This window comes from Okeania sp. KiyG1, from assembly GCF_014132355.1.
Taxonomy (GTDB): Bacteria; Cyanobacteriota; Cyanobacteriia; order Cyanobacteriales; family Microcoleaceae; genus Okeania.
On sequence record NZ_BLZO01000097.1, the window covers coordinates 40,549 to 62,942 of the forward strand.

17 protein-coding genes are annotated in these 22,394 nt (G+C 37.3%); 7 read left to right on the forward strand and 10 right to left on the reverse strand.

Translation table 11 applies throughout. The annotated features are described in order from the left end of the window. Positions 1–61: 61 nt before the first annotated feature. Entirely contained in the window at positions 62–1,075 is a 1,014-nt protein-coding gene (locus tag SAGCYANO_RS23750) for a hypothetical protein (RefSeq protein WP_202222343.1), read from the forward strand. Between the two features lie 543 nt (positions 1,076–1,618). Here the strand turns inward: SAGCYANO_RS23750 and SAGCYANO_RS23755 are convergent. The 4 genes from SAGCYANO_RS23755 to SAGCYANO_RS23770 form a co-directional block, all read right to left on the reverse strand. Then, positions 1,619–2,032: a hypothetical protein gene (locus SAGCYANO_RS23755; protein ID WP_202222344.1), complete on the reverse strand. Its 414-nt coding sequence runs from the start codon at positions 2,030–2,032 to the stop codon at positions 1,619–1,621. Further along, positions 1,971–2,684 carry an RNA methyltransferase gene (locus SAGCYANO_RS23760; RefSeq protein WP_202222345.1) on the reverse strand — a complete coding sequence of 238 codons (714 nt, stop codon included), beginning with the start codon at positions 2,682–2,684 and terminating at the stop codon, positions 1,971–1,973. Before SAGCYANO_RS23760 ends, SAGCYANO_RS23755 begins: the two co-directional genes overlap by 62 nt. 582 nt (positions 2,685–3,266) lie before the next feature. After that, positions 3,267–4,064, reverse strand: a complete 798-nt coding sequence (locus tag SAGCYANO_RS23765; RefSeq protein ID WP_202222346.1) for a metallophosphoesterase family protein — start codon at positions 4,062–4,064, stop codon at positions 3,267–3,269. Positions 4,065–4,363: 299 nt separating this feature from the next. Beyond that, positions 4,364–5,128: a DUF1995 family protein gene (locus tag SAGCYANO_RS23770; protein WP_202222347.1), complete on the reverse strand. Its 765-nt coding sequence runs from the start codon at positions 5,126–5,128 to the stop codon at positions 4,364–4,366. 874 nt (positions 5,129–6,002) lie between these two features. Here SAGCYANO_RS23770 and SAGCYANO_RS23775 point away from each other — a divergent pair. The 6 genes from SAGCYANO_RS23775 to SAGCYANO_RS23800 all read left to right on the forward strand — a co-directional run bounded on the left by SAGCYANO_RS23775 (position 6,003) and on the right by SAGCYANO_RS23800 (position 12,295). Continuing rightward, positions 6,003–7,088, forward strand: coding sequence for a hypothetical protein (locus tag SAGCYANO_RS23775; protein ID WP_202222348.1), 1,086 nt, complete (start codon positions 6,003–6,005; stop codon positions 7,086–7,088). Between the two features lie 709 nt (positions 7,089–7,797). Beyond that, positions 7,798–8,721, forward strand: coding sequence for a RimK family alpha-L-glutamate ligase (locus tag SAGCYANO_RS23780; RefSeq protein WP_202222349.1), 924 nt, complete (start codon positions 7,798–7,800; stop codon positions 8,719–8,721). 155 nt (positions 8,722–8,876) lie between these two features. Next, on the forward strand, positions 8,877–9,440 hold the full coding sequence (locus SAGCYANO_RS23785; RefSeq protein WP_202222350.1) for a Uma2 family endonuclease: 564 nt from the start codon (positions 8,877–8,879) through the stop codon (positions 9,438–9,440). Between the two features lie 254 nt (positions 9,441–9,694). Further along, positions 9,695–10,258, forward strand: coding sequence for a Uma2 family endonuclease (locus tag SAGCYANO_RS23790; protein ID WP_202222351.1), 564 nt, complete (start codon positions 9,695–9,697; stop codon positions 10,256–10,258). A 28-nt stretch (positions 10,259–10,286) separates the two neighbouring features. Then, a complete protein-coding gene (locus SAGCYANO_RS23795) occupies positions 10,287–11,090 on the forward strand; it encodes a hypothetical protein (protein WP_237396596.1) in 804 nt (267 codons plus the stop codon). A gap of 1,055 nt (positions 11,091–12,145) precedes the next feature. Next, positions 12,146–12,295 (forward strand): hypothetical protein, encoded by a 150-nt coding sequence (locus SAGCYANO_RS23800; RefSeq protein WP_202222352.1) that lies wholly within the window; start codon positions 12,146–12,148, stop codon positions 12,293–12,295. 131 nt (positions 12,296–12,426) lie between these two features. On the opposite strand, the gene SAGCYANO_RS23805 is transcribed toward SAGCYANO_RS23800, so the two are convergent. From SAGCYANO_RS23805 to SAGCYANO_RS23825, 6 genes are all read right to left on the reverse strand, one after another. After that, positions 12,427–13,383, reverse strand: a complete 957-nt coding sequence (locus SAGCYANO_RS23805) for a dimethylarginine dimethylaminohydrolase family protein (RefSeq protein WP_202222364.1) — start codon at positions 13,381–13,383, stop codon at positions 12,427–12,429. Then, positions 13,365–14,786: an RNA-guided endonuclease TnpB family protein gene (locus SAGCYANO_RS23810; RefSeq protein WP_202222353.1), complete on the reverse strand. Its 1,422-nt coding sequence runs from the start codon at positions 14,784–14,786 to the stop codon at positions 13,365–13,367. Before SAGCYANO_RS23810 ends, SAGCYANO_RS23805 begins: the two co-directional genes overlap by 19 nt. Before the next feature lie 631 nt (positions 14,787–15,417). Next, on the reverse strand, positions 15,418–16,872 hold the full coding sequence (locus SAGCYANO_RS49405; protein ID WP_307785962.1) for a pentapeptide repeat-containing protein: 1,455 nt from the start codon (positions 16,870–16,872) through the stop codon (positions 15,418–15,420). Positions 16,873–16,877: 5 nt separating this feature from the next. Then, positions 16,878–18,353 carry an NACHT domain-containing NTPase gene (locus SAGCYANO_RS45460; protein ID WP_237396598.1) on the reverse strand — a complete coding sequence of 492 codons (1,476 nt, stop codon included), beginning with the start codon at positions 18,351–18,353 and terminating at the stop codon, positions 16,878–16,880. A 415-nt stretch (positions 18,354–18,768) separates the two neighbouring features. Next, the gene (gene asnS, locus SAGCYANO_RS23820) at positions 18,769–20,160 is read right to left on the reverse strand and encodes an asparagine--tRNA ligase (protein ID WP_202222354.1); all 1,392 of its coding nucleotides are present in this window, start codon (positions 20,158–20,160) and stop codon (positions 18,769–18,771) included. 235 nt (positions 20,161–20,395) lie between these two features. Beyond that, positions 20,396–21,697, reverse strand: coding sequence for a TauD/TfdA family dioxygenase (locus SAGCYANO_RS23825; protein ID WP_202222355.1), 1,302 nt, complete (start codon positions 21,695–21,697; stop codon positions 20,396–20,398). Positions 21,698–22,394 lie beyond the last annotated feature (697 nt).

Consider the following 22,394-nt stretch of genomic DNA (forward strand, 5'->3'; position numbering starts at 1 on the left):
AGATTTTTTCACTATCTCTTTTCCATAACCAAAAATCAAACAAAACATTAACTAAAAAACCATGAATTACACTCACAGATTAGCAACTCCAGCAGACAGTCAAACTATTGCTCCACTCTGGAAAGAATTTGCCATCGAACGGCAAAATATTGACCCTTCCATGAAAATAAAACCCAATTTTGACTTTGAAAAATATGTCACCCATCAACTGAGTAAACCTTTATCTTTTGGTTATGTTTTAGAGTATGAAACTAACAATCAAATTCAGATTGTCGGCTGTATATTAGTCTACTGTTATGATGAAGCTCCACCCCCAGATTTACCAGCAGAATTTTTAGCAGAACATGAACTAGAAAATCCTTTTTTACCAAGGCGTGTCGGCTCGGTTTTAGGATTGTATGTACAACCAGAACATCGCCTACAAGAAAATATTTTACTCTTAGTAACTGCTGCTATTAAAAAAGCAGAATTAATGCAAGTCAGCGATATAGATGTATTAATTGCTGCTGACCAAAAAGGCATTCAAGCGTTTTTAAAACGCTCTGATTTTACACCTGCTGCAGTTCAATTTACCAAACATTATGATATTTCTAATAATACTGAATTACCAAGTTTACACCCTCCTCATCCAGACCTAGATTTACCTAAGCCACCATTACCGGGTGCTATGGCATTACGAGACATTAAAACTAATGAACTTGTCTACAATAAGGAAGAAAAACCTGTATTTATTTATCCCCTTACCGATAGTAATGGGGAGTTAATTAAAACATCAAACGATATGCCTGTTTATCCTAATCCTTTGCAAGACCCACAAACTCAAGATTGGGTATTTGATACTAATGGCGATTTGGTAGTTAGTCCGATTTTACAAGATGAAAAAGGTCAAGTTTTTGAGTATCAAGGTCTGCCACAATTTCATCCTCCTTGTTATAAAATGCTTGGAGGAAAGTTAATATTAGAACGAGATGATTCTGGTAATTATCTATTTCGTGATGTGGAACGAGATAGTCAAGGTAAAATAGTTTTATCCCCTGAGGGTCAACCTATTTTTAAACAAAATTCAATCAATTAAATAAATTTGGTGTTATATCAAATCCGGTAGCATCGGTGTTATTCAATCAGGGGCGTTGCTGATTCTGGGTATGATGCAGAGCTACCCTAGTGCCGCTACGCGGAAGTCAGAAGTCAGAAGTTAGAAGTCAGAAGTATTAATTGGTAAGGCTTTTAGGGTTTTGTAACTGGTCAGTTATTTCCGCCATTCTGCACTAGCCGCCCAATGCGTGGGGGGAATAATATCAAATCCGGTTGAATACTTATTATATAGTTGAGAGTAGGGGACCCACCCTAGCCCCTCCCAGGAGGGGAATTTGGGGAGTAGGGGAGTAGGGGAGATTAAATAGACATCTTCAATAATAAAAAATCAAATCAATAATCGTACAGAAATTATCAATTATTTCCCTGTACGGATGTTCCATGGAATGTTCCTACTATGCATGAAGGAGATGTCTAATGTTGAAGTAATCCAAGAAATTATAAACAGAAGATGGTGTATGACCTAAGATTTTGCGCAAGTCCTGTCAATATTAAAATTGTAGGGGCGAATGGCCATTCGCCCCTACAGAGTTTCGGTTATGACCTTAAGTGCAACATTTAACCTACTCAAAGCTATATACCTTATCCAGCTACCTCCTAGATAACTAAACGTCTTCTTCCTTCTTCTCTCTTTCTTCTCTCCTAGATAACTAAACGTCTTCTTCCTTCTTCCCTCTTCCTTTTTTCCTAGATAACTAAACGCCTTCTTCCTTCTTCCCTCTTCCTTTTTTCCTAGATAACTAAACGCCTTCTTCCTTCTTCTCTCTTCCTTTTTTCCTAGATAACTAAACGCCTTCTTCCTTCTTCCCTCTTCCTTCTCTCCTAGATAACTAAACGCCTTCTTCCTTCTTCCCCCTTCCTTCTCTCCTAGATAACTAAACGTCTTCTTCCTTCTTCCCTCTTCCTTCTTCCTTCTTCCTAATAAACTTCTTCTCAATAAGTTCCCCAGCTTTAATAGATTTCCGCAGCCAATTTAATTCCAAATCTAATTTTTCTGTTTCAGTTAATTCCCAATTATTGTGCTGTCGTCGCAAACGATTTGTCAAATCGTATAAACACAAAGCAACACTCACTGAAATATTAAAACTTTCACTAAATCCTTGCATTGGAATTTTTACCGACACATCTGCATTATTTTGAGCATATTCTGACAACCCATTAATTTCTGAACCAAACATTAACGCCACTTTTGTATTTACAGATAATTCTTCAATAGTTATTTGCTCTGTATGAGGGGTTGTTGCTGCTATGATATAACCCTCACTTCTTAACATTTTTAAACATTCTTGAGTATTATTTATGCCTTGTTGATTATAACGATATAACGTTAACCAGCGGTCTGAGCCAACACTAACACCTTGAGTAACTGTGAATATATTTTTATTCTCTATAATATGCACATCTTGTACCCCAAAACTGTCACAACTTCGGAGTACCGCACTAGCATTATGGGGTTGATAAATATCTTCTAAAATAACAGTAATATGACGAGTTCTTTGTTGCAAAACAGATACAATTTTTTCCCAACGAGCATGGGTAACAAATTGACCTAAATAACTAATTAATTGTTGTTTTTCTTCTAGTTGCATTCAGCATTAATCTAATATTTATATTTACCGAAAATTTTAGGTATAAAGCCTCTCTGTTCATGGATAAAAAATAAGTAAGCATTCAGCCCTCAGCTATCAGCTAGCCTCCTATCGGAGGAACTGCGTTAACAGCTATTATTTTTGGTGGGCGATAAAAGCTTTATTAATTGAGCCAGAATTAAATATTACTACAAAAGCAAGTTCCTTTAATCTTAAAGTTTTTTTGATCTCAACACTCTTCTTAAGGGTAGAGTATTAGTCCGCTCAAGCTGACAGCTAATACCAAATTGATAAATGTTTGCTAGAAATAGTTAGGGTATTTATTAGAATTTAGAATTTAGAATTTAGAATGCATAATTAATAGATTTAATACCATTTTTGATGTTTTAAATCATCTTTTTCATCAAATATACTTTCAGATAAAGTATTTTTATGGTGCTTATTATTCATAACATTCTTTTTAAAAATCGTATAATACCTGAATGCTTACAAAAATAAAAAATCATTTTAGCCAATCCTCTTATTTATAAGAACAGATAATTCTAAATTCTAAATTCTAAATTCTAAATTATTATGTGGTCATCAATCGTTCTGAACTTTGAGTTTCTCTTTGTGCTTTTTTTTAGCCAAAAAACGTTCTTGCATTACTACTTTTAAAGTTGGCTTGGGAACATAAGGTTTTACAAGTTCTTCTACAGCCATTTTCCTAGTTTCATTATTATTAACATTAACTTGATAAACAATATTATTATCAACATCTAATCCTGTTAACCACCCACTACGAGGATGATAGGCACTCGTGTCAATATTCAGCCAACCTGGCCCACGAACTAACTCTCCAGGCTCAACATTATTAAAAGTAAAAGTTATAGTATGACCTATAATTATTAACTTATTGGGAAAGTAAGGCTTTTCAATAGAATGAAATTCTTTGCGAATCCAACAATATTCATGATAGGTTTGCTTTTGAATAGGCAATTGTGGATTTACCCCTGCATGAACTAACCAAATATCTCCTAAGTCTAGATACAGAGGCAGCGACTTAATCCACTCTACATCTTCATAAGGCATAATTCCTGTATCTCTATAACTTTCTACCGTTTCATTCCCTCCACTGTAAAACCAAGCTTCCCATGCTCCTTTTTTACCTCCTTTATCTGAGAGAGCTTGAATCATCATTTGTTCGTGATTTCCCAGTAGACACTGATAGGAGCTTTTTCTGACAAATTCTATTACTTGAGAACTTTTCGGGCCTCGGTCTATTAAATCCCCTAAAAAGTACACATTTTCATCTTTTCCAGGGGCGATCGCCTCTAGCAAAACCATCAGACCATCATAATGCCCATGTACATCGCCAATGATAATACGTCTCTGTTTCATTTTTACTTTTAAAGATTTTCTATTATATCTAGTTAGACCTCTATCTACTTAATTACATTAAGTAAGGCAAAATAGACTTTTTTTGTCAAATTTTAATCTCAGAAAATTTAATTCAAACATCTAATATATTATTCATTTTATCTGTACATATAATAACATAATTTCTGAAGTCAGCCGACCCTAATTTTCCGGCAAATCCAGATTGTAACTAATTTGAAACAAATTGTAGCTTCAATTAAAATTGGGGTCGGCTTACCTTAGACGAAAAATACTTTGAGTAAGTTCATGTCCCTGAAAATTTAGTTACTTAAAGCACGCAGGAATTTTTGAACTTCAGCTAAAAATCCTTTCCGTTGTGGTTTAGCAGTAGTTTGCTGAGAAGAAGTAGAGCTATCTGTTTGAACTGTAGCAGTAGCTTGAGCTATAATTATTTCCAGCGTATCTCCCATCGGTTTTTCAGGCCGCTCTGCAATCAATCTATACTGGCCATTTTCCTCAAGCCAAACTTGCCACGGAGAAGGATAACAACGATACAATGCACCCTCACCAAAAGACTTGATATAGTAGCAAGATTCAATAGTTTTAAGAAATCTTTCCCGGAGTTGACGTGCAGCATAGCCAATTCCGACAATAGATACATCCTCTAATCTTGGAATTAACATTACAACTGGGCGATCGCCTGCCAAATTACACAATTTTTCTGCCTGGGCCACTTCTACAGAAGAAAGGGCAATTAACAGAAAAAATTCGTCTTCCGGTGCAATTTTGCTGTCAACTGGAGACCTACTTGTACCAATATCTTCTACTTTGACCTTAAAAGACGCATCTTGCCAATCTCGTCTTGCCAATGCTGCAGCACCAGTATCAGGAAAAAAGACTTTTGGTTGAATACCTTCTTCAAGTAAAGCAGGAATAAATTGTGCTGCTAGAGATTGAGCTTGAAGTTCAATTTCTGGAATAACTATTTCGATTTGGATTCTACTGTAACCATCTTGGAGAGCTGCCTTAGCAGCTTCTATAGCTTGAGTGAGTGCCTCATCTATGTCATTGGGTAGTTTATTCATCTATAAATAGCGATCGATATTTCTAAGTTTCTCAACTATACTGTAATATCATGTCCGGTTGAATACTTAATAAATAAATGACGGAGGTGTCAGGAGTCAGGAGGGAAGAAAGAAGAACAGGACTTACACAAATCAACCTTGAAAACACCATATGTAGGGGCGCCATTCGGAGCATGACCTTAGGAAATGGCATTCGCCCTCACTGAATTTAGTGTCCGTATATGTAGGGGCGAATGGCATTCGCCCTCACTGAATTTAGTGTCCGTATATGTAGGGGCGCCATTCGGAGCATGACCTTAGGAAATGGCATTCGCCCTCACTGAATTTAGTGTCCGTATATGTAGGGGCGAATGGCATTCGCCCTCACTGAATTTAGTGTCCGTGCGTAAGTCCTGAAGAAGAAAGAATAAAGAGGAGGAAAAGGAGAAAGTTTTTTTATCACTAACAGGACTTACGCAAATTCACCTTGAAAACGCCATAAGTAGGGGCGTTAACGATAGTTATGCGAAGCAAATGGCATTTGCGCTCCGCAAAGCTCCGCTTTATCAAAATAACATGGGTCTAAAACCCCGCCTTTTAAGGCGTAATATTTTTGGAGCGGGGCTTAAATCCCCGTTACAAAAATAACTTCTGTACGGGCGTTAACGATAGTTATGCGAAGCAAACGGCCGTTCGCCCCTACTGACTTCTGACTTCTGACTTCGTTAAATGTCGCGGAGCGTTAACGGAGTTATGCGGTAGCAAAACGCCCTCACTGGATTTAGTATTCGTGCGTAAGTCCTGACTAATTATCCGGACATGATATAACTGATAGAAGATGTTCAACAATCTTCAGTACTTTCTATAATAAATAAAAGTTGAACAAAAGGAAAATATGAGACATCCAAAGGAAAATATAAGACATCCATTTGAAAATGACCAAGAGACTCTTGAGTCTTTACAAAAAAGTCAAGTTGAAGCTAACCCTAATACTGGTAACGATCCATCTCAACTGATAGCAACAACTCAAGCACTGGGTGAAGAAGGTGGTGCTATAACAACAGCTTTTGATGATTCAGAAAATGGTGACGAACCTATACCTACAACTCAAGCAATAGGTGAAGAAGGTGGTTTCAGTGAACCTATACCTACAACTCAAGCACTGGGAGAAGAAGGTGGTTTCAGTGAACCTATACCTACAACTCAAGCACTGGGAGAAGAAGGTGGTATCGATCCAATAGGAGTACTACCCGGAGAACCGACAACTAGAGCAGTAGGAGAAGAAGGCGGCGCTGCTCCAATAGGAGTGCCACCCAGAGAACCGACAACTAGAGCAGTAGGAGAAGAAGGTGGTGCTGATCCTATTAATAATGAAATTATCACTCAAGTAGGTTCGGAAGAAGGAACAGTAACTACTTTAGCGATAGGGGAAGAAGGTAGAGATTTTAATGAAGAGATTTATCGGCAATCTTATCCTGGTATTGATGTTGCTATCAACAGAGGAGTATTTAGTTCTGGTTTAGAACATTACATTCAGTTTGGACAATTTGAAATTGAACGCATTGGTTTTTTTACTGACAATGATAGTAATGATATTATTAATGCTTTCGGCAACAATACCAGAATTATTGGTGTTAGCGTTATCGGATATGACATCATCAGCGATCGAATCATTCCTGGTAGTTTGGGAACGGGAGAAATTGATATATTAGTTGGTAGTTCAGGAATAGAAGGAGTAGATCAATTTATACTTGGTTCTTCCCCAGAGTCTCCTTTTTATCTTGGTTTTGGTTATTCAGACTTTGCTTTAATTCAAAATTTTGATGCTCCTTTAGACCGAATTCAGTTATCAGGAAGTTTGAATGATTATAGTTTTGAAATAGTTAATAATTCAGTCAATATATCTACTGTATCAGGAGATTTGATTGCGATCGTAGAAGATGTTTCATCTCTAGATAATTTAAACCTTGATTTTATTTAGTTCAGGACTTACGCAAAATGTGAAATTATACACCAATTGTAGTGGGCGCGATTCGGAGCTTTGCGGAACGCAAATGCCATTCTAGATATGGTGGTTATGCGTAAGTCCTGTAGTTAATAAACGGGAAAGCTATTAGACATCTCCAGAAAAGAGGGAACAGGGAACAGGGAGGAAAAATTGATAATTTATGGATAATAATTGATTTTATTTTTGATTTTTACCGAATTATTAATTATTAATTATTAATCATTAAATAATTCGCGCCTTGAAACCTCCCCTTTTAAGGGGAAAAAGCGGTAGTAAGATTCAATTCCGTAACGGTTAAAACCCGAGGTAATTATCAATTATCCATTATCAATTATCAATTAATGAACAGATGTCTATTGGTAAGTAGTCGTGTAAAAATAACTTAAACAGTTTTTTTAATGGAAGCTATATTTCACAATTTATCCCAGATAAAATTTGTACAACTTATTCTTACATGGCTCCTAATAGACTGTTTTATCTTAAATGTTGCAATAGATGTAGGTTGGGTTGAGGGACGTTAGCGCCAGCTTATCCCTAGGATAAACCCAAAAACAATCTTTCTCCCCTACTCCCTTACTCCCCTACTCCCCTACTCCCCTACTCCCCTACTCCCCTACTCCCTTACTCCCCTACTCCCTTACTCCCTTACTTCCCTACTCCCCTACTCCCTTACTCCAAATATATGATAAGTATTCAACCGAATTTGATATTAATTCTGGGCAATGAAGAAGATATTCATGCTGCCCATCTCAAAAAATCTCTGATGGAAAAAGGAATAACAGTTGATTATTTAGATACTCGTTTATTTCCTACTAAGTTAAAAATATCTTGGCAACCTATTACTCACACAGGATGTTTAATATTTCCAGATGGCAGAAAATGGAATTTAGCAGATATAAATAAAATTTTTTGGCGGACTTTTGCTGGGGTCAATGTTCCGAAATTAACTGATTCATATCAGGAGAGAATAGCAGTTAATGATTCGATGGGTTTATTGCGTTCTTTTATGCGGTCTCAACCCGATAAATGGGTTAATGGTTGGGAAGCTTATGAATTTCATCAAGAAAAACCATTACAATTAAGTTTAGCAAATAAAATAGGTGTGACTATTCCAACGACTATTATTACTAATAATGCTGATGAAATTTTAGAATTTTCTCAAGCATTTAAAGATGTAATTTTCAAACCTGTTTATGGAGGTTCTCATACTCAATTTTTAACCAAAGAACATCTAGAAATTAATCGGATGAAATTAGCATTAAGCATTTCTCCGGTAACTATCCAAGAATTTATTCCCGGTACAAATATTCGTAGTTATGTGATTGGCGAAAAAGTTTATTCTGCTGAAATTAGAAGTAGTTCCTTAGATTTTCGGGAAGATAAACGAGCAAAAATAATTTATTTAGAAACACCAGAGGATATGAAAAGACAATGTTTGGCTATTACTAAAGCATTTGGATTAAAATGGACTGGTATTGATTGGCGATTTAAACCTAATGGAGATTTTATTTTCCTGGAGGCGAATTTTAGTCCGATGTTTCTTCATTTTGAAAGGGAAACTGGTTGTCCGATAACTGAGGACTTGATAGAATTATTAACAAGTTAACTAGCTACCAGCTTAAAAATTTGTGTATAGATAATGGTATCTGTTTGCGGAGCATTCCAGACCGAAACGCTTTTTAAAGTTAGGCAAGAATATTTATAATAAATATAATTGTTATACATCAACAAATTCATATAATTATTCTCAAGGAGTTGGTAATGTCTGTACAATTATTGCGACGACTATTTACTGTAGACCAGTATTATCAAATGCTGGAAGCAGGAATATTAACTGAAAATGAACGAGTAGAACTAATCCGAGGAGAAATTGTCAAAATGTCCCCTATTGGTATTCATCACTCAGCTTGTGTGAAACGTCTGAACAAACTTTTCATTTTGCGTTTAGCAGAGACTGTTACTGTGGGAATTCAAGATCCTGTAAAATTGAACGATAATTCTGAACCAGAACCAGATATTAGTTTGCTGCAACAACGACCAGATTTTTATCGGACTCAACATCCTCAACCAGAAGATGTATTTCTCCTCATAGAAGTGTCAGACACAACAGTTAAATATGACCAAGAAGTAAAAATTCCTTTATATGCTGAGAATAATATTGCTGAAGTTTGGTTGGTAAATCTTCCTCAAAAATGTTTGGAAGTTTATCGACAACCTACAGCGAATGGTTATCAGACTGTGCAGACTTTTAAGAGCGGTGAAACTGTGACAATTCAAGCTTTGCCTAATTTCACTTTTACTGTTGATGAAATATTGGGAGATTAACAGAAATTTTCAACATTAATTACCCAATACTATATAAATTTATTGTGTTCTGAGTATTATTCAATAATTAATAATTAATAATTAATAATTACCTCTTCTTTTCAAGGAGAGGATTGACTAATAATGAAATTTTTCCTTTATTATCCCCTTAAAAGGGGGAGGCTTTAAACCACAATTTTTCGGTAAAAAAAGCTTTGAGTTATAACTAAAAAATAGCTGAATGCTTAATACAATTATTCTCAAGGAGTTAGATAATGTCTGTACAATTATTGCGACGACTATTTACTGTAGACCAGTACTATAAAATGCTGGAAGCAGGAGTATTAACTGAAAATGAACGAGTAGAACTAATCCGAGGAGAAATTATCACAATGTCCCCTATGGGTATTCGCCATGCAGGTTGTGTCAACCGTCTTAATGAACTGTTCTTTTTGCGTTTAGCACAGACTGTTACTGTGGGAATTCAAATTCCTGTAAGATTGAATAATAATTCTGAACCAGAACCAGATATCAGTTTGTTGCAACGACGACCAGATTTTTATGAGACTCAACAACCTCAACCAGAAAATGTATTTCTCCTTATAGAGGTGTCAGATACAACAATTAAATATGACCGAGAAGTAAAAGTTCCCTTATATGCTGAGAATAATATTGTTGAAGTTTGGTTGGTAAATCTGACTGAAAAATGTCTGGAAGTTTATCGACAACCTACTGCGAATGGTTATGAGATTGTACAGACTTTTAAGAGCGGTGAAACTTTGTCAATTCAAGCTTTGCCTAATGTAACTTTTACTGTTGATGAAATATTGGGAGATTAGTACTAACAGGACTTACGCAAAATATCGAATGGTTATCAGACTGTGCAGAATTATCAGAACTCTAAAAAATTGGGCAAAAATTATGGAAAATTCCACAGAAGTAGCAGAAAATTTGAGAAATGTTTGGAATAATGTCTGGAATATTTTTGCACCTGACAATTCTTGGAAAGATGACCAGAGTAAACGCACTATGATTAAAGAAAAACTTGTTTATTTTTCTCCAGAGCATTCTGAGAGTGTAGAACACATAGACAAGGTTATCAAAGCTCTCACTAGAGGAGTAGCTCTAACACAAGCAGCAGTTGATTGGAAATACCCTACTATTGGGGATGAAAGTTTTTCTCGTAAGAAAGGTCGTACTCCACATGAAAAGTTACGAGGAGTTCAATGGCGACTTGTTATTGCTTATTCGGGTTTTGAAATTACTGCCAAAGGGTTGATGAATTATTTTGAAAGAAATACTAAACCAAAAATAATTCAGGATTTTATCAACAAGTGTAGCTTACCAAGTTATTCTAAATTAGAACCTCCTACTCCCAAAGAAAAATCAAATCTTGAAAAATGGTTAATTAAAAAAGAAGATGAGGCGATCGCTGAGTTTCTTGGAGTAACAGCAGGAGATGCTAAAATTATTAACCATTGGCTTGTTAGTTCCCAAGCTGTTTGTAATTGGCAAGAGGCTGTAAAATTAGCAAAAGCTCTCAGAAATACTACAGCTCATGGCTTTTTACAACCAACGAAAGTTGGCAGATGGAAGCTTAAAAATAGCTTTAGGATACTAGCTGAGAACTTAGCAGAAATTATGACTTACGGGTTAAGAACACTTGTGTAGAGATTATAGCCATTGCTTCAGACTCAATACTTTATAATAATTTATAAAAGTCTCTTGACAAACATAAAATATACTGGTTAATATAGTGGTTAAATGAAAATTAGGGCAAGTGAGACTAATCACTCTAACTAAAATCATTAAAATAAGTAACTTGCAGTGAGCCTACTCACTACAAGTATACAGGTGTACCCCTGGCCAGATGAGATTAAAATTACCAATGCCTGAAACTTGACAAGTTTTTCCGGTATGTAAGTTCCCTCAGTGGCATATCCTAATATATGTGCGGCTAGGATACACTTCCACTCCACTAACAGGTATTTATTCGTAACTAGACAGAATTTAATAATCCTACTCAACTCCACGCAAATGAGTATGGCTTCAAGAAGCTAGCTGAGAACTTAGAGTAAATTATGACTCACGGGTTAAGAAAACTTTTGTAGAAAGTAAGGCTATTGTTTCAGGCTCAATACTTTAACAATAATTTACAAAAGGGTATTGACAAACACAAAATATACTGGTTTAATTTAGGTAAGAATATATCCTTAGCTAGATGATGCTAAGTATATCAAGGTTAGAACTTGACAAAATTCCGGTATGTAGGTTCTTTCAGCGATGTACTTAGTATAATGTGCGGCGGGATATATTTTCCCCGTATTTATTCGTAACTCAACTCCACGCAAATTAGTACAGCTAGGCTTTTTCATAAATCTTGCACTATCTTGTTCTTCTAAGTCATAATGCGCCTCTGAATACTAAGATTTGAGAAAAATGATAGTAGGCTCTTGACAAATGCAAAATACACTGGTTATATACTTATAGTGAAATATCCCCCTACTAAAGACAGAAAAACTAAATAGCAAAACAGACAAAATTAAATAGTAGATTGAGGGGATATTTCTTTGCTTCGTTACAAAAAATAATTTTTCTGGAATCAATTACAAAATAGCTAGGTTTACAGTAGTTTTAACCAGGGTTTTGGCTATGACGGTGTGGTTAATCAATCTGAAAACTCCTGTAATAAAGTTCTCGCATCCTGAACAGTTGAAGTTTGGTTAGTGAATCTTCCTCAAAAATGTCTGGAAGTTTATCGACAACCTACTGCGAATGGTTATGAAATTGTGCAGACTTTTAAGAGCGGTGAAACTGTGTCAATTCAAGCTTTGCCTAATGTGACTTTTACTGTTGATGAAATATTGGGAGCTTGATACAAATTTTCAATATTAATTACCCAATATTGGATAAATTTCTTCTATTTTGTAACCATAATGCATAGGTAATTATCAATTATCAATTATCAATTATCAATTATCAATTATCCATTAATATTGGTTAGTTTTTAGGAAAAAGCCTCGGTTGTAATCTCTTTATAAATAGGTCTAGTCATACATCTTGGTCCTCCTATTCCTTTAACTAGCTCTTTTCCTTGGACTCGAATGACATTTACATGATGCTGTCTTAATAAGTTGTAGACTCGTTCTGAGAGATCGTAAGCGACTATCTTGCGTTCTCCCAAGCAAAAACAGTTACAAGCTAGTCGATAAAGAGATTCCTCTTGAGTGACTTCTATAAATTGAAATCCTAAATCTTTGAAAAAATGAATCGGATTAATTTGTGTCTCTGTTCGGTTTAAAAGAATACCATTAATTAGACTTTCGGGATGAGTGATAATAACATCGTCAGTCACTGGCAACATCCCTCCATCAAGATTAATGCGCCATTGAGCTAGTTCTATCCCAACAATACCATCGATTATTCCACTGCCAATGAGTTGTTCTTGTAAGAAATATAAGGTCTCTTTAGTTGTTCTTCTACCATATCCAATTAGCAAGTATCGCTGATTTTGATGGCAAAAAGGAATCACATCTCCTCCTTCTAATACCAATGGATCGGGAATTTTGAGAATTTCCTTCAAGCCTAAAATTTCACCAATGTCTGACATGAGTTCAGGCTCTAGCTGCCTAATTTTTTTTCCCATTTTACCGCGCAAATAGCTATCTGGCATCCAAGGAAGGGTAATAAAAGCATCACGAGTAAAAACTAAATTCGGGTTTTTTGATAGATAATTTTGCCATTTACTTAGTAATTGATTAGTCGATGAGGATAAAATATCTGATAGATAAAAGACATATCCTATCTCTGCTTTGAGTGCATTTACAAATTCTTGATGATGGGATTGATAGAGTTCTGGTTGAGGGAATTCCCGAAAAAGATAGTATTCTTGAATTTCTTTTTTGTGAATATGTATAAACTGATTGACATACTCCCGACCCTCCCCTACGGGAGAGCGCGGGATTCTTCAGTCTGGGATACCCTGACCGCAGTTTTAACAGAAGTGATGTCCTCCTCCTGTGTTGATAACAATCCAATTTTCTGTATCAGAAGTGCTGAGTTATAGTCCCTATCTAGTTCTTGTCCACATTCCGGACAAGAATGCCAGCGCTCTGATAAGCTTTTAGGTACTTTGCTCAAACATTGCCAACAATGTTGAGATGTATCCTTTGGATTTACTTTGATAACTCGCTTGCCAAGTTTCCAGGCTACATACTGTAAAACTTGGATAAACTGACCAAAAGCTGCATCTTGCAAAGACTTATTCAATCCTGATTTGGCTGATTGGCCGTTGGGTAAAAACTGACCATTATCACCTAACTTTGCCTTGCAACGTCGGACTAAATTAGCTACCTGCAAGTCTTCGATGAAAATAACATTTACGTCTGAAAACAGATGATAAGCTAATTTGAATTGCCAGTCTAATCTTTGCCTCGCTATTAGTTGATGCAGTTTTGCTATCTTACCTTTGAGAATTTTCCAAGGTTTTGAGTGCTTTGGTTTCTTAGCCAATCTCATCTGTAGTTTAGATAATCTATGTTCAGAGAACCTGAAAAATGATGGTACTTCTATAAACTCCCCATCAGACGTAACAGCATAGTGCAACAGTCCTAAATCAATACCTTTAGAATTTTCTTCGGTGGGTTGAATTTCTACAACCTCTACAGGTACAGCTTTATCTTCTATCGTGAAACTGATGTAGTATCCATCCGCTTCTCGAATTACTGTACCCGTCTTAACCTTGAAACCTAATGGTATTGAGCGATTGTACACAAAGGGGACTAAACCAATCTTTGGTAGATTAACGCAACAACGACCGTTAGCATTTTTGACAATATTGGTATTTGATAACTGAGGATAAGTGAAAGAATTATAGTAATGGCTGCCTTTGAATTTAGGTCTCCCACTGGTTTTGCCGTTCTTATCGGGTAAGGTAAAGTTATCCATCGTACTTTGCACGCGCTGAATAACGTCTTGAAGAACCTGGGAGTGCATGGACTTATACTCAGGGAAGAGTTTTTTAGCTTGTGCTAAGTCTGCTAGCTGTACTATTTCCCACAAAACATAACCATTAACTATGTTCGGATGCCGATCTCCTTTCTTGGTTATCGGGTTACCATTGCTGTCTTTTTTCCTACCGTCGCGCGTTTGCGTTCTCAACTCTGGAATATTTTGATAAATCCGTTCTACAGGTACTACTGAAACATTAAGTGGACAAGCGTTAACTGGTGTGCGCGTAGCTTCAAACCAGTCTAACCTTTCAGCTAAACGATAATTATATTGCTTCCTAGCCATGGACAACCAGTTAGATATAATTACCGCTTGCCTTTTATGTGGTTTTAGCTTGTACTTATATTTCAATAGCATCCCAGAATCGACCTTTATATCTACTTGAGTTATTATATCAAAAATAACGACAAACCACACAAATAAGGCCCGGCTTTCATCCCGACGCTCCCCTACGGGAGAGCGCGGGACTTCCCGCCGGGGGAGTTAAAGACACCAAACGGAGTCGGATCGTGAACAAGGACAGCTTTAGGTTTTAAGGAAAATTCTCCCAAATTCTTACTATTCAATTCAGCAGTCATATTAATTTATGTAACTTTGGCAATATTGGTACATCTAAAATTATACAGGGTTTAGGCAGGGGGAAACTAAAAACCCGACTTCTTGTAAATGTCTATTGTTAAAAATAATGATTTACGGTAGCAACCGGGTTTCTTTATATAGTAGTGGTTAATAGCGTTTAACTCCTATGGGGAGCGATCGCTAATAATGTAGGTTGGATTGAGCTGGCGTTAGCGGAGCTTATCCGGAGGATAAACCCAACATCTACAAGGTTGCTGTTAGGTTTCTTGAAGGCGATATTAGGAAAGTTATTCATGGGGGAAATTCCCTAAGACAAGATTTTCGGGCAACGCAACAGATATATCTTGGTGTTGGGTTTCCTGGCGTCAACCCAACCTACAAACTCAGCAGAAAACGCACCCTACAAAATTTACTCTTGTTCCTGACTTGCTGCTCGCGACTGAGCAACTGCGGCGGCAAATGCTGGATTTTGTTGTAGGTCTTCTGGAACTTCTCTTGCTTCATGTAAACCGATAGTATTTGACCAGTTGGTTTGATTATTCCATTTGATCTCACTGAGGTCGGTACTACTGAGGTAGGCACCACTGAGGTCGGCACCACTGAGGTCGGCACCACTGAGAGTGGCATCACTAAGGTCAGCATTTATAAGGTTAGCATTTATGAGGTTAGCATATATGAGGATAGCATCTAAGTTAGCACCACTGAGGTCTGCACCAGTGAGTTCTGCACCAGTGAGTTCTGCACCACTGAAGTTGGCGTGAATAAGTTGAGCATCATTGAGGTCAGTGCAAGTGAGATCAGCATCTCTGAAGTCCGCATTACTGAGATTAGCATCTCTGAGGTTAGCATCTATGAGGGTAGCACCACAGAGGATAACAGTAGCGAGATAAGCACCTCTGAAGTCCGCATTAGTGAGAAAATTACCTACTATGTCCGCAAAATCAGCGTTCCCAAGACATTCACTATAACTAATAATCCTAAGTAGTCTTGTTGCTTCAAAATCTTCACTACCATGTTCACCACAAGGATGAAAATGCAACTCCTCCCGCAACTCCTCCTGAGACTGTCCATAACGATGCAACTCAAACAACAAAATCATCACATTCAACCCCGTATAAATATCCACCCGACGTTGCCCAGACTGAATATCCCACTGCTCCAACTGCTTCGCCTTTTCCAGAGGTAAAGTTTTCTTTGTGTCCTCAATAAACTCCCCATCAGACCACTTTAGATAAAACCCATGCAACCGCTCAAACAACACCAGCAAATCCACCTCACTTTTCACCAACAACGCCATCAAATATTCCACAACTTCCGCCGTCAAACTGCCATAACCAAACAGATCGTAAATCTGCCATTCTAAGTCTTTATCAGGCACCGTATAAGTCTTACGTCGCTTCCCAGTTTTCTCTGTAAAATATTCCAGACTTTCTGCCATCCGTTTAGCACAGAGAAACTCACCAAAACTCTTATGAAAAAACTCTACCGAATTTTCTGCCTTTGCTGCGGACTTCAAATAAAAAGCAGCTAAAGCATTTTTCAACCCATCTTCTTGTTTATCTTTCCTAGCTTCTTCAATTAACACCTGCAACTCATTATATCCCTGTTCCACCAGTCGGTCTTCAATCATTTTTATAGCAGCATATTCCCCACCAGACTGCACTACACACAACCCCGCTTCTGCCAACAAAATTTCTAAATCTTCTGGCTCCAACTTCGTAATTTCCGGATTAAGATTTTTACCCTCTTCTACTCGCTGTTTTTCCAGTACCCATTTCAACGCCTGCTCATAAATCAAAACTTTTGTACCATTAACATTAGCAGTAGCAAACATCTCTCCCTGCAACTGCTCATCCCGGTGCATGGCAGCTAACAAATATAACAAAAGTGGCTCCCGCGCCAACTCCTTAACTTGATATGGACATTTTTGGCTGTGCAAAAATTCCCGAAACTTTTTCTGTTTCCACTCCCCCCTACAACTGTCTGCCACTTCTCAAACCACTGTTGCTGAATATCATCACCCATCGGCAAAATACTCGCTCGCTCCAGATTAGATGGCATCAACCTTTCAATGCCATAAAGTGCTAAAGGTCTACCCGTAATTAATACCCGATGACCGCGCTCCTTCTTATTATCTGCTGCATCTTTCTGAAACTTCGCAACCTGGTCTAAAAATACCTTCAACTCATTACTCGCTCCCCGCTCCAACAACAACTCATCAAACCCATCCAGCAAAAATAGAAATCGAGTGTTGCGGTCTGTCAACCAACCGCTATCGGTCTTGACAAAATCCCTACCCACAGCATCAGCTAGAGTCTCATCAATATTTGCTGCAAAATTTCTGACATCCCGTAACCGAATCAAAATAGGCGTATAAATAGGATGTAGTTCCTGGCGCACCCAATCAGCAAACATTCGGCAAAATACACTTTTTCCTCTTCCCGGGCCCGCTTGAATAAATAATACTTGTTTGTCTTTGTTTTCATCCAATAAAATTGTTTTTCCCCACTCCTCAATATTTTGAGATTCAGCATTTTTATCAACTTCTCCATCGGAGTTAACAGGTTTAACTTCTAGTGGTACATAAATATCCTTAAAAGTGAAATTTTCATCAAAGACTTTTTCTTCTGGTTTAGTAGCGATCGCCTCCTCCAAATAATCATCAATACTGCTATAAATTTCTAAATCATTCTGCCAATTACCACCATAAATACCAGCTAATTTTTTAGCATCATCTTTCACTTCTAACACCGCTTTTTTCATATAACGATGAGTATCGCGAGAGATTATTTCTGTGATTATTTTAGCTTTAGGTTCATCCAAACCAGATTCTTGCAGACGTGCCAATAAAATCTCATTAAACTTTTTTCTGAGTGGAGAATCATAAAAACAAATCAAAGTTTTCTCGGCATCTTCCTCATTGAATTCCAACTCATCATTTAACTTTTTAATCTTTTTTTGTACCTCTGCCGATGCTTCTTTAGTTTCTGTCAGTATATCCGATATTTTAGATTTTCTAATACTTTCTAAATAAGCCACCTGAGCTACCAACTGCACTTCATATTCTAAACTTGGTTCTTTCTTATTTTGTTTAACAACATAAGAAATAATTCCAGTTGCAATAGACACAAAAGGTAAACTTGCTCCAGCAACTTGTCCGAGAGGAGAATTTAGTACATCTAAAATAGAATCAATATTTTCAATAAAAGGTTTTAATGCTTCAGCATCCTCATTTTTTTCTATTACTTCTGCTAGTTTAAAAACCGCCTTAGCTGACTCAACTCCACCTTTAATAGTGCCCGACAAATTTTCTCCGAAAATATTCCGTAAAAGTTTACCAGCCATAATTACTCCAAATATTAATATTAATTAGACTAATTTTAGCACTTCTCAAATAAATGAACTTCATTGTCACAATCAAAACATTGTAGGAACGTTCCATGGAAATCCCTACTTACGATCTACTCATCTGACATAATTTTTAGGGAATAAAAATATTTTTAGATTAAAACAGGCAGGATATTTTATAATAGAATCCAGTTGAAAAATTGTCATTGCGACGATAGGAAGCAATCTCATCAACCTCTGAGATTGCTTCCTTCCACTCCGTTCCAGTCGTAATGACTTGGATATAGTAATTATCCGGATTTGATATTACAGAGTATTTTTATAAATGCCTGGTGTTTAGCAATGGATAATTAATAATTAGAGATTGGGAAGTAAACAAAATAAATTACACATTTCCCAATAATTCCTAACATTAAAAATCCACAGTTAAAGGTGCCCTAGGAAAAGGAATCACATCTCGAATATTCCCCATTCCTGTCATAAACTGCACCACTCTTTCAAATCCCAAACCAAATCCCGCATGAGGCACAGTACCATACCTACGCAAATCTAAATACCACCATAATTCCTCCTTATTCATCTCCTGTTCATCTATCCTTTTCTCCAAAATATCTAAACGTTCTTCCCTCTGAGAACCACCAATAATTTCTCCTACTTTCGGCACCAAAACATCCATTGCCCTAACCGTCTTACCATCATCACTTAAACGCATATAAAAAGCCTTAATTTTTGCTGGATAATCAGTCACAATCACAGGTTTTTTAAACAATTCCTCACACAAATAACGCTCATGTTCCGACTGTAAATCTAAACCCCATTCTACCGGATATTCAAACTTTTTATCTGTCTTTTCCAACAAAGAAACAGCCTCAGTATAAGTAATCCTTTCAAAACTATTATTAATAATCGTATCCGCCGTTTCAAAAACTGTTTTATCAATCCGTTTATTGAAAAATTCCATATCCTCAGAACAACTTTCCAAAACAGACTTAAAAATATGTTTCAAAAATTCCTCAGCCAAATCCATATCCCCTTCCAAATCACAAAAAGCCATCTCAGGTTCAATCATCCAAAACTCAGCTAAATGTCGAGAAGTATTAGAATTTTCCGCTCGAAAAGTCGGACCAAACGTATAAACATTACTAAAAGCAGTTGCCATAATTTCCGCTTCTAACTGCCCACTTACTGTTAGAAAAGCAGGCTTTCCAAAAAAGTCTTGACTAAAATCAACATCTTGTTTTTCTGTCAGAGGAACTTTCTTTAAATCCAAATTAGTAACAGTAAACATTTCCCCTGCACCCTCACAGTCACTAGCAGTAATAATAGGAGTATGAACCCACAAAAAACCTCGTTCTTGAAAGAATTGATGCACAGCATTAGCACAAGCATTTCTCACACGAAAAACCGAGCCATAAGTATTAGTGCGTCCCCGCAAATGTGCAATAGTACGAAGAAACTCAAAAGAGTGACGTTTTTTCTGCAAAGGATATGTTTCAGGATCGGCATCACCATAAGCGATCGCCTTTTCTGCCTTAAGTTCAATTCTTTGCCCTTTTGCTGGTGACTCTACCAAAATACCAGTTACTTCTATGGAGGCGCCTGTATTCATTTGCTGCAAAATTTCTTGATAATTTGGTATATCAGGATTTAATACTACCTGTAGGTTAGCCAAACATGAACCATCATTAACCTCTACAAAAGCAAATTCTTTCAACTCTCGCTTCGTGCGTACCCACCCTTGAATTGTTACTTTTTCATCAGGTTTACCGCTTCTTAATATTTCAGCAATTCGTTGCTTTGTCATTGGTTTAATCCTGTCGATCAGACTTGCTATTTTGATTGATTTTTGGTATTATATCAAAATATAGTATTAATCAATTGTAATTTCCCAACAAAAGCTGTAGGGTTCCCAAGAATTTATGTTGCCAAGATTTCACTTGATTAGTCATGTAGATTTTTTGATAAAATAACCCCATTCGATCGCTCCAGTAATCAAATGAGGTGTTTGGCTTACAATTGATTAAAATTCTGCAATGTCTTTATAAATATCTATCTGACAAAATTTCCAAAGCGCGGTCTGAACATCCCATTAACCACAAGTCTGACATCCCAGTTTTATCTCCCAATAAAATTCGCCGTCGGCTGCGGAAACTTTCCTCCTCTAAAAAGGCTCCCAGCAAAATTCGTTGTAGATTAGGGTTCAAAATACCCATTCGCCCGTGAAGGACTCGCCAATTGTCAATTGCCAATACCTGTCCTGGAGCTAGCAAAAATTCCGTCATATATTTAGGATCTTGCAACAGTTCCGAAAATCGCCGATAGGCTGCCCACAAGTCTTCAATCTTATCGTAGGATACTTCTAGCGGAATCCGCGTGTTATGACTGTACCGAATCTGATACACATCCCCATGTTCATCCAATTTAATCAGATGGTTACGCCGATAAGTGTCCCATTCGTACTTCCGCCCACTGGTCTCATTCTCTGATAGTTTCTCCTCGACAAAAAGTCGCTTGCGACCTGCTGGTATATATTCCGTGGTTAGCAATTCAAAAAACCAGGGATTTTCTGTTTTGATTACCTCTGCCAGTTTGAAACCGTCCACGATCGTGGAATATGCTTGGCGATCGCCATCCGGGTTTTCGTAGAGGATACATTCGAAAAATACCAACCCTGCAGGAATATCATAAGCCGTCACATCGGTATGATTTTGTAACTTTCCCGCTTGATAGGCATGGTGAATACCCTGAGCCTTCTTGTCGCTTCTATCCATCGTAAACACATTCGTGGGATGATATCGTTGGCGCAGAGGCCCTACCCGCTCTATGATTGCCCGAAAGCTCTCTTCATTCTTCGGAGCGTTGTCAATGACGGCCACCCCCAGTTCGACCATTTTATTGAGGAAGAGCAATAGCACCCCGTCGTCTTCCATCGCCTCATGATAATCAAAATGAGGTATTGACACTGACGAATCCCACAGTTGAAGGGGAGATCGTTGTTTGAGTGCTTGGTCGCTTTGGCAGTGTACCCGCAGCCACGAAGCATCAAATACACTGTGATGACCTGTTTCTTCCCCGCCCCAAACAATATCCAAATTGCCTTCGCGATCGACCATTACTTCTTGAGGAGTTGGGTTTAAAGGCATTTTCAGGAGATCGTGTCCGCTATTGAGGTTCAAGGTATCTCGCTGAAAGCTTTTAGGATACCGACAGCTATCTAAAAGCCAAAGGTTATGGTAAAAACTTTCGTGGCCATCTTTCCAAGTAATATTCACACCCTTATCAAGGGTTGCTATTGATTCGATGCGAAAAGCTGGTTTTAGTTGTTGCAATACTGTTGTCATTTTACACCTCCAAATTTTTTTTTAAAGTAGATTAGATTACTTGCCGCTAAATAAATCAGTCACTAGTTAACTGACTAAGAGCTAATTTTTTTGCAGCCATTTCAATTCAATTTTTAAGCAGTCTGTTGTATCCAAAATGATTTCACCACATACTAAAACAACTGTCCAATTTTACCGAAAAGCGACGTTGAGAGCAAGCGTGTTTTAACCGGGGGATGAAAACAAGCGAGCCGTTTAGACTAGACAACTTTAGTTGTCCTGTGTTATTGTCTGGATATACAAACGTTTAGAGGTTGTTTGTAAAGAATTATGAAGTGTTTTTACCCCTGGCAAATTGCGTATTTCAGCCTATAAATCTGGGATAAATAACCAAGTTGTTACAGTTTAATTGTATATTACAACACTTTACAAACAGTCTCTTAGACAAAAGTAAGCAGAAAGCTAGGGTTAAACTTAAGCCGACTGTGTAGGGGCACCGCGGAAATTGTCCCCAAAGAATACATCTTTGGTCAGAATCATGAGAAACGAAGCAACAAGGATTTATCCTGTTGCGTAGTATATACTTAGAATCCCCTCGGCAACAGCTGCGTGGAGTAGTCAAAAATTCAGATATAACTACTATAGAAGCCATTTGGGCTCTATTTAAAAATATAGGAGGAGTGTGGGTAGTGTGGGGAGTACAGAGTCTGGTTGACCC

What these genes read in the sequence shown, in the direction of transcription:
- SAGCYANO_RS23810 (WP_202222353.1), bottom strand. Translation starts at nt 14,786, where the DNA reads ATGCTATTGAAATATAAGTACAAGCTAAAACCACATAAAAGGCAAGCG.
- SAGCYANO_RS23775 (WP_202222348.1), top strand. Translation starts at nt 6,003, where the DNA reads ATGAGACATCCAAAGGAAAATATAAGACATCCATTTGAAAATGACCAA.
- SAGCYANO_RS23770 (WP_202222347.1), bottom strand. Translation starts at nt 5,128, where the DNA reads ATGAATAAACTACCCAATGACATAGATGAGGCACTCACTCAAGCTATA.
- SAGCYANO_RS23795 (WP_237396596.1), top strand. Translation starts at nt 10,287, where the DNA reads ATGGTTATCAGACTGTGCAGAATTATCAGAACTCTAAAAAATTGGGCA.
- SAGCYANO_RS23760 (WP_202222345.1), bottom strand. Translation starts at nt 2,684, where the DNA reads ATGCAACTAGAAGAAAAACAACAATTAATTAGTTATTTAGGTCAATTT.
- SAGCYANO_RS23750 (WP_202222343.1), top strand. Translation starts at nt 62, where the DNA reads ATGAATTACACTCACAGATTAGCAACTCCAGCAGACAGTCAAACTATT.
- SAGCYANO_RS23825 (WP_202222355.1), bottom strand. Translation starts at nt 21,697, where the DNA reads ATGACAACAGTATTGCAACAACTAAAACCAGCTTTTCGCATCGAATCA.
- SAGCYANO_RS23790 (WP_202222351.1), top strand. Translation starts at nt 9,695, where the DNA reads ATGTCTGTACAATTATTGCGACGACTATTTACTGTAGACCAGTACTAT.
- SAGCYANO_RS49405 (WP_307785962.1), bottom strand. Translation starts at nt 16,872, where the DNA reads ATGCACCGGGATGAGCAGTTGCAGGGAGAGATGTTTGCTACTGCTAAT.
- SAGCYANO_RS23780 (WP_202222349.1), top strand. Translation starts at nt 7,798, where the DNA reads ATGATAAGTATTCAACCGAATTTGATATTAATTCTGGGCAATGAAGAA.
- SAGCYANO_RS23785 (WP_202222350.1), top strand. Translation starts at nt 8,877, where the DNA reads ATGTCTGTACAATTATTGCGACGACTATTTACTGTAGACCAGTATTAT.
- SAGCYANO_RS45460 (WP_237396598.1), bottom strand. Translation starts at nt 18,353, where the DNA reads ATGGCTGGTAAACTTTTACGGAATATTTTCGGAGAAAATTTGTCGGGC.
- SAGCYANO_RS23765 (WP_202222346.1), bottom strand. Translation starts at nt 4,064, where the DNA reads ATGAAACAGAGACGTATTATCATTGGCGATGTACATGGGCATTATGAT.
- asnS (WP_202222354.1), bottom strand. Translation starts at nt 20,160, where the DNA reads ATGACAAAGCAACGAATTGCTGAAATATTAAGAAGCGGTAAACCTGAT.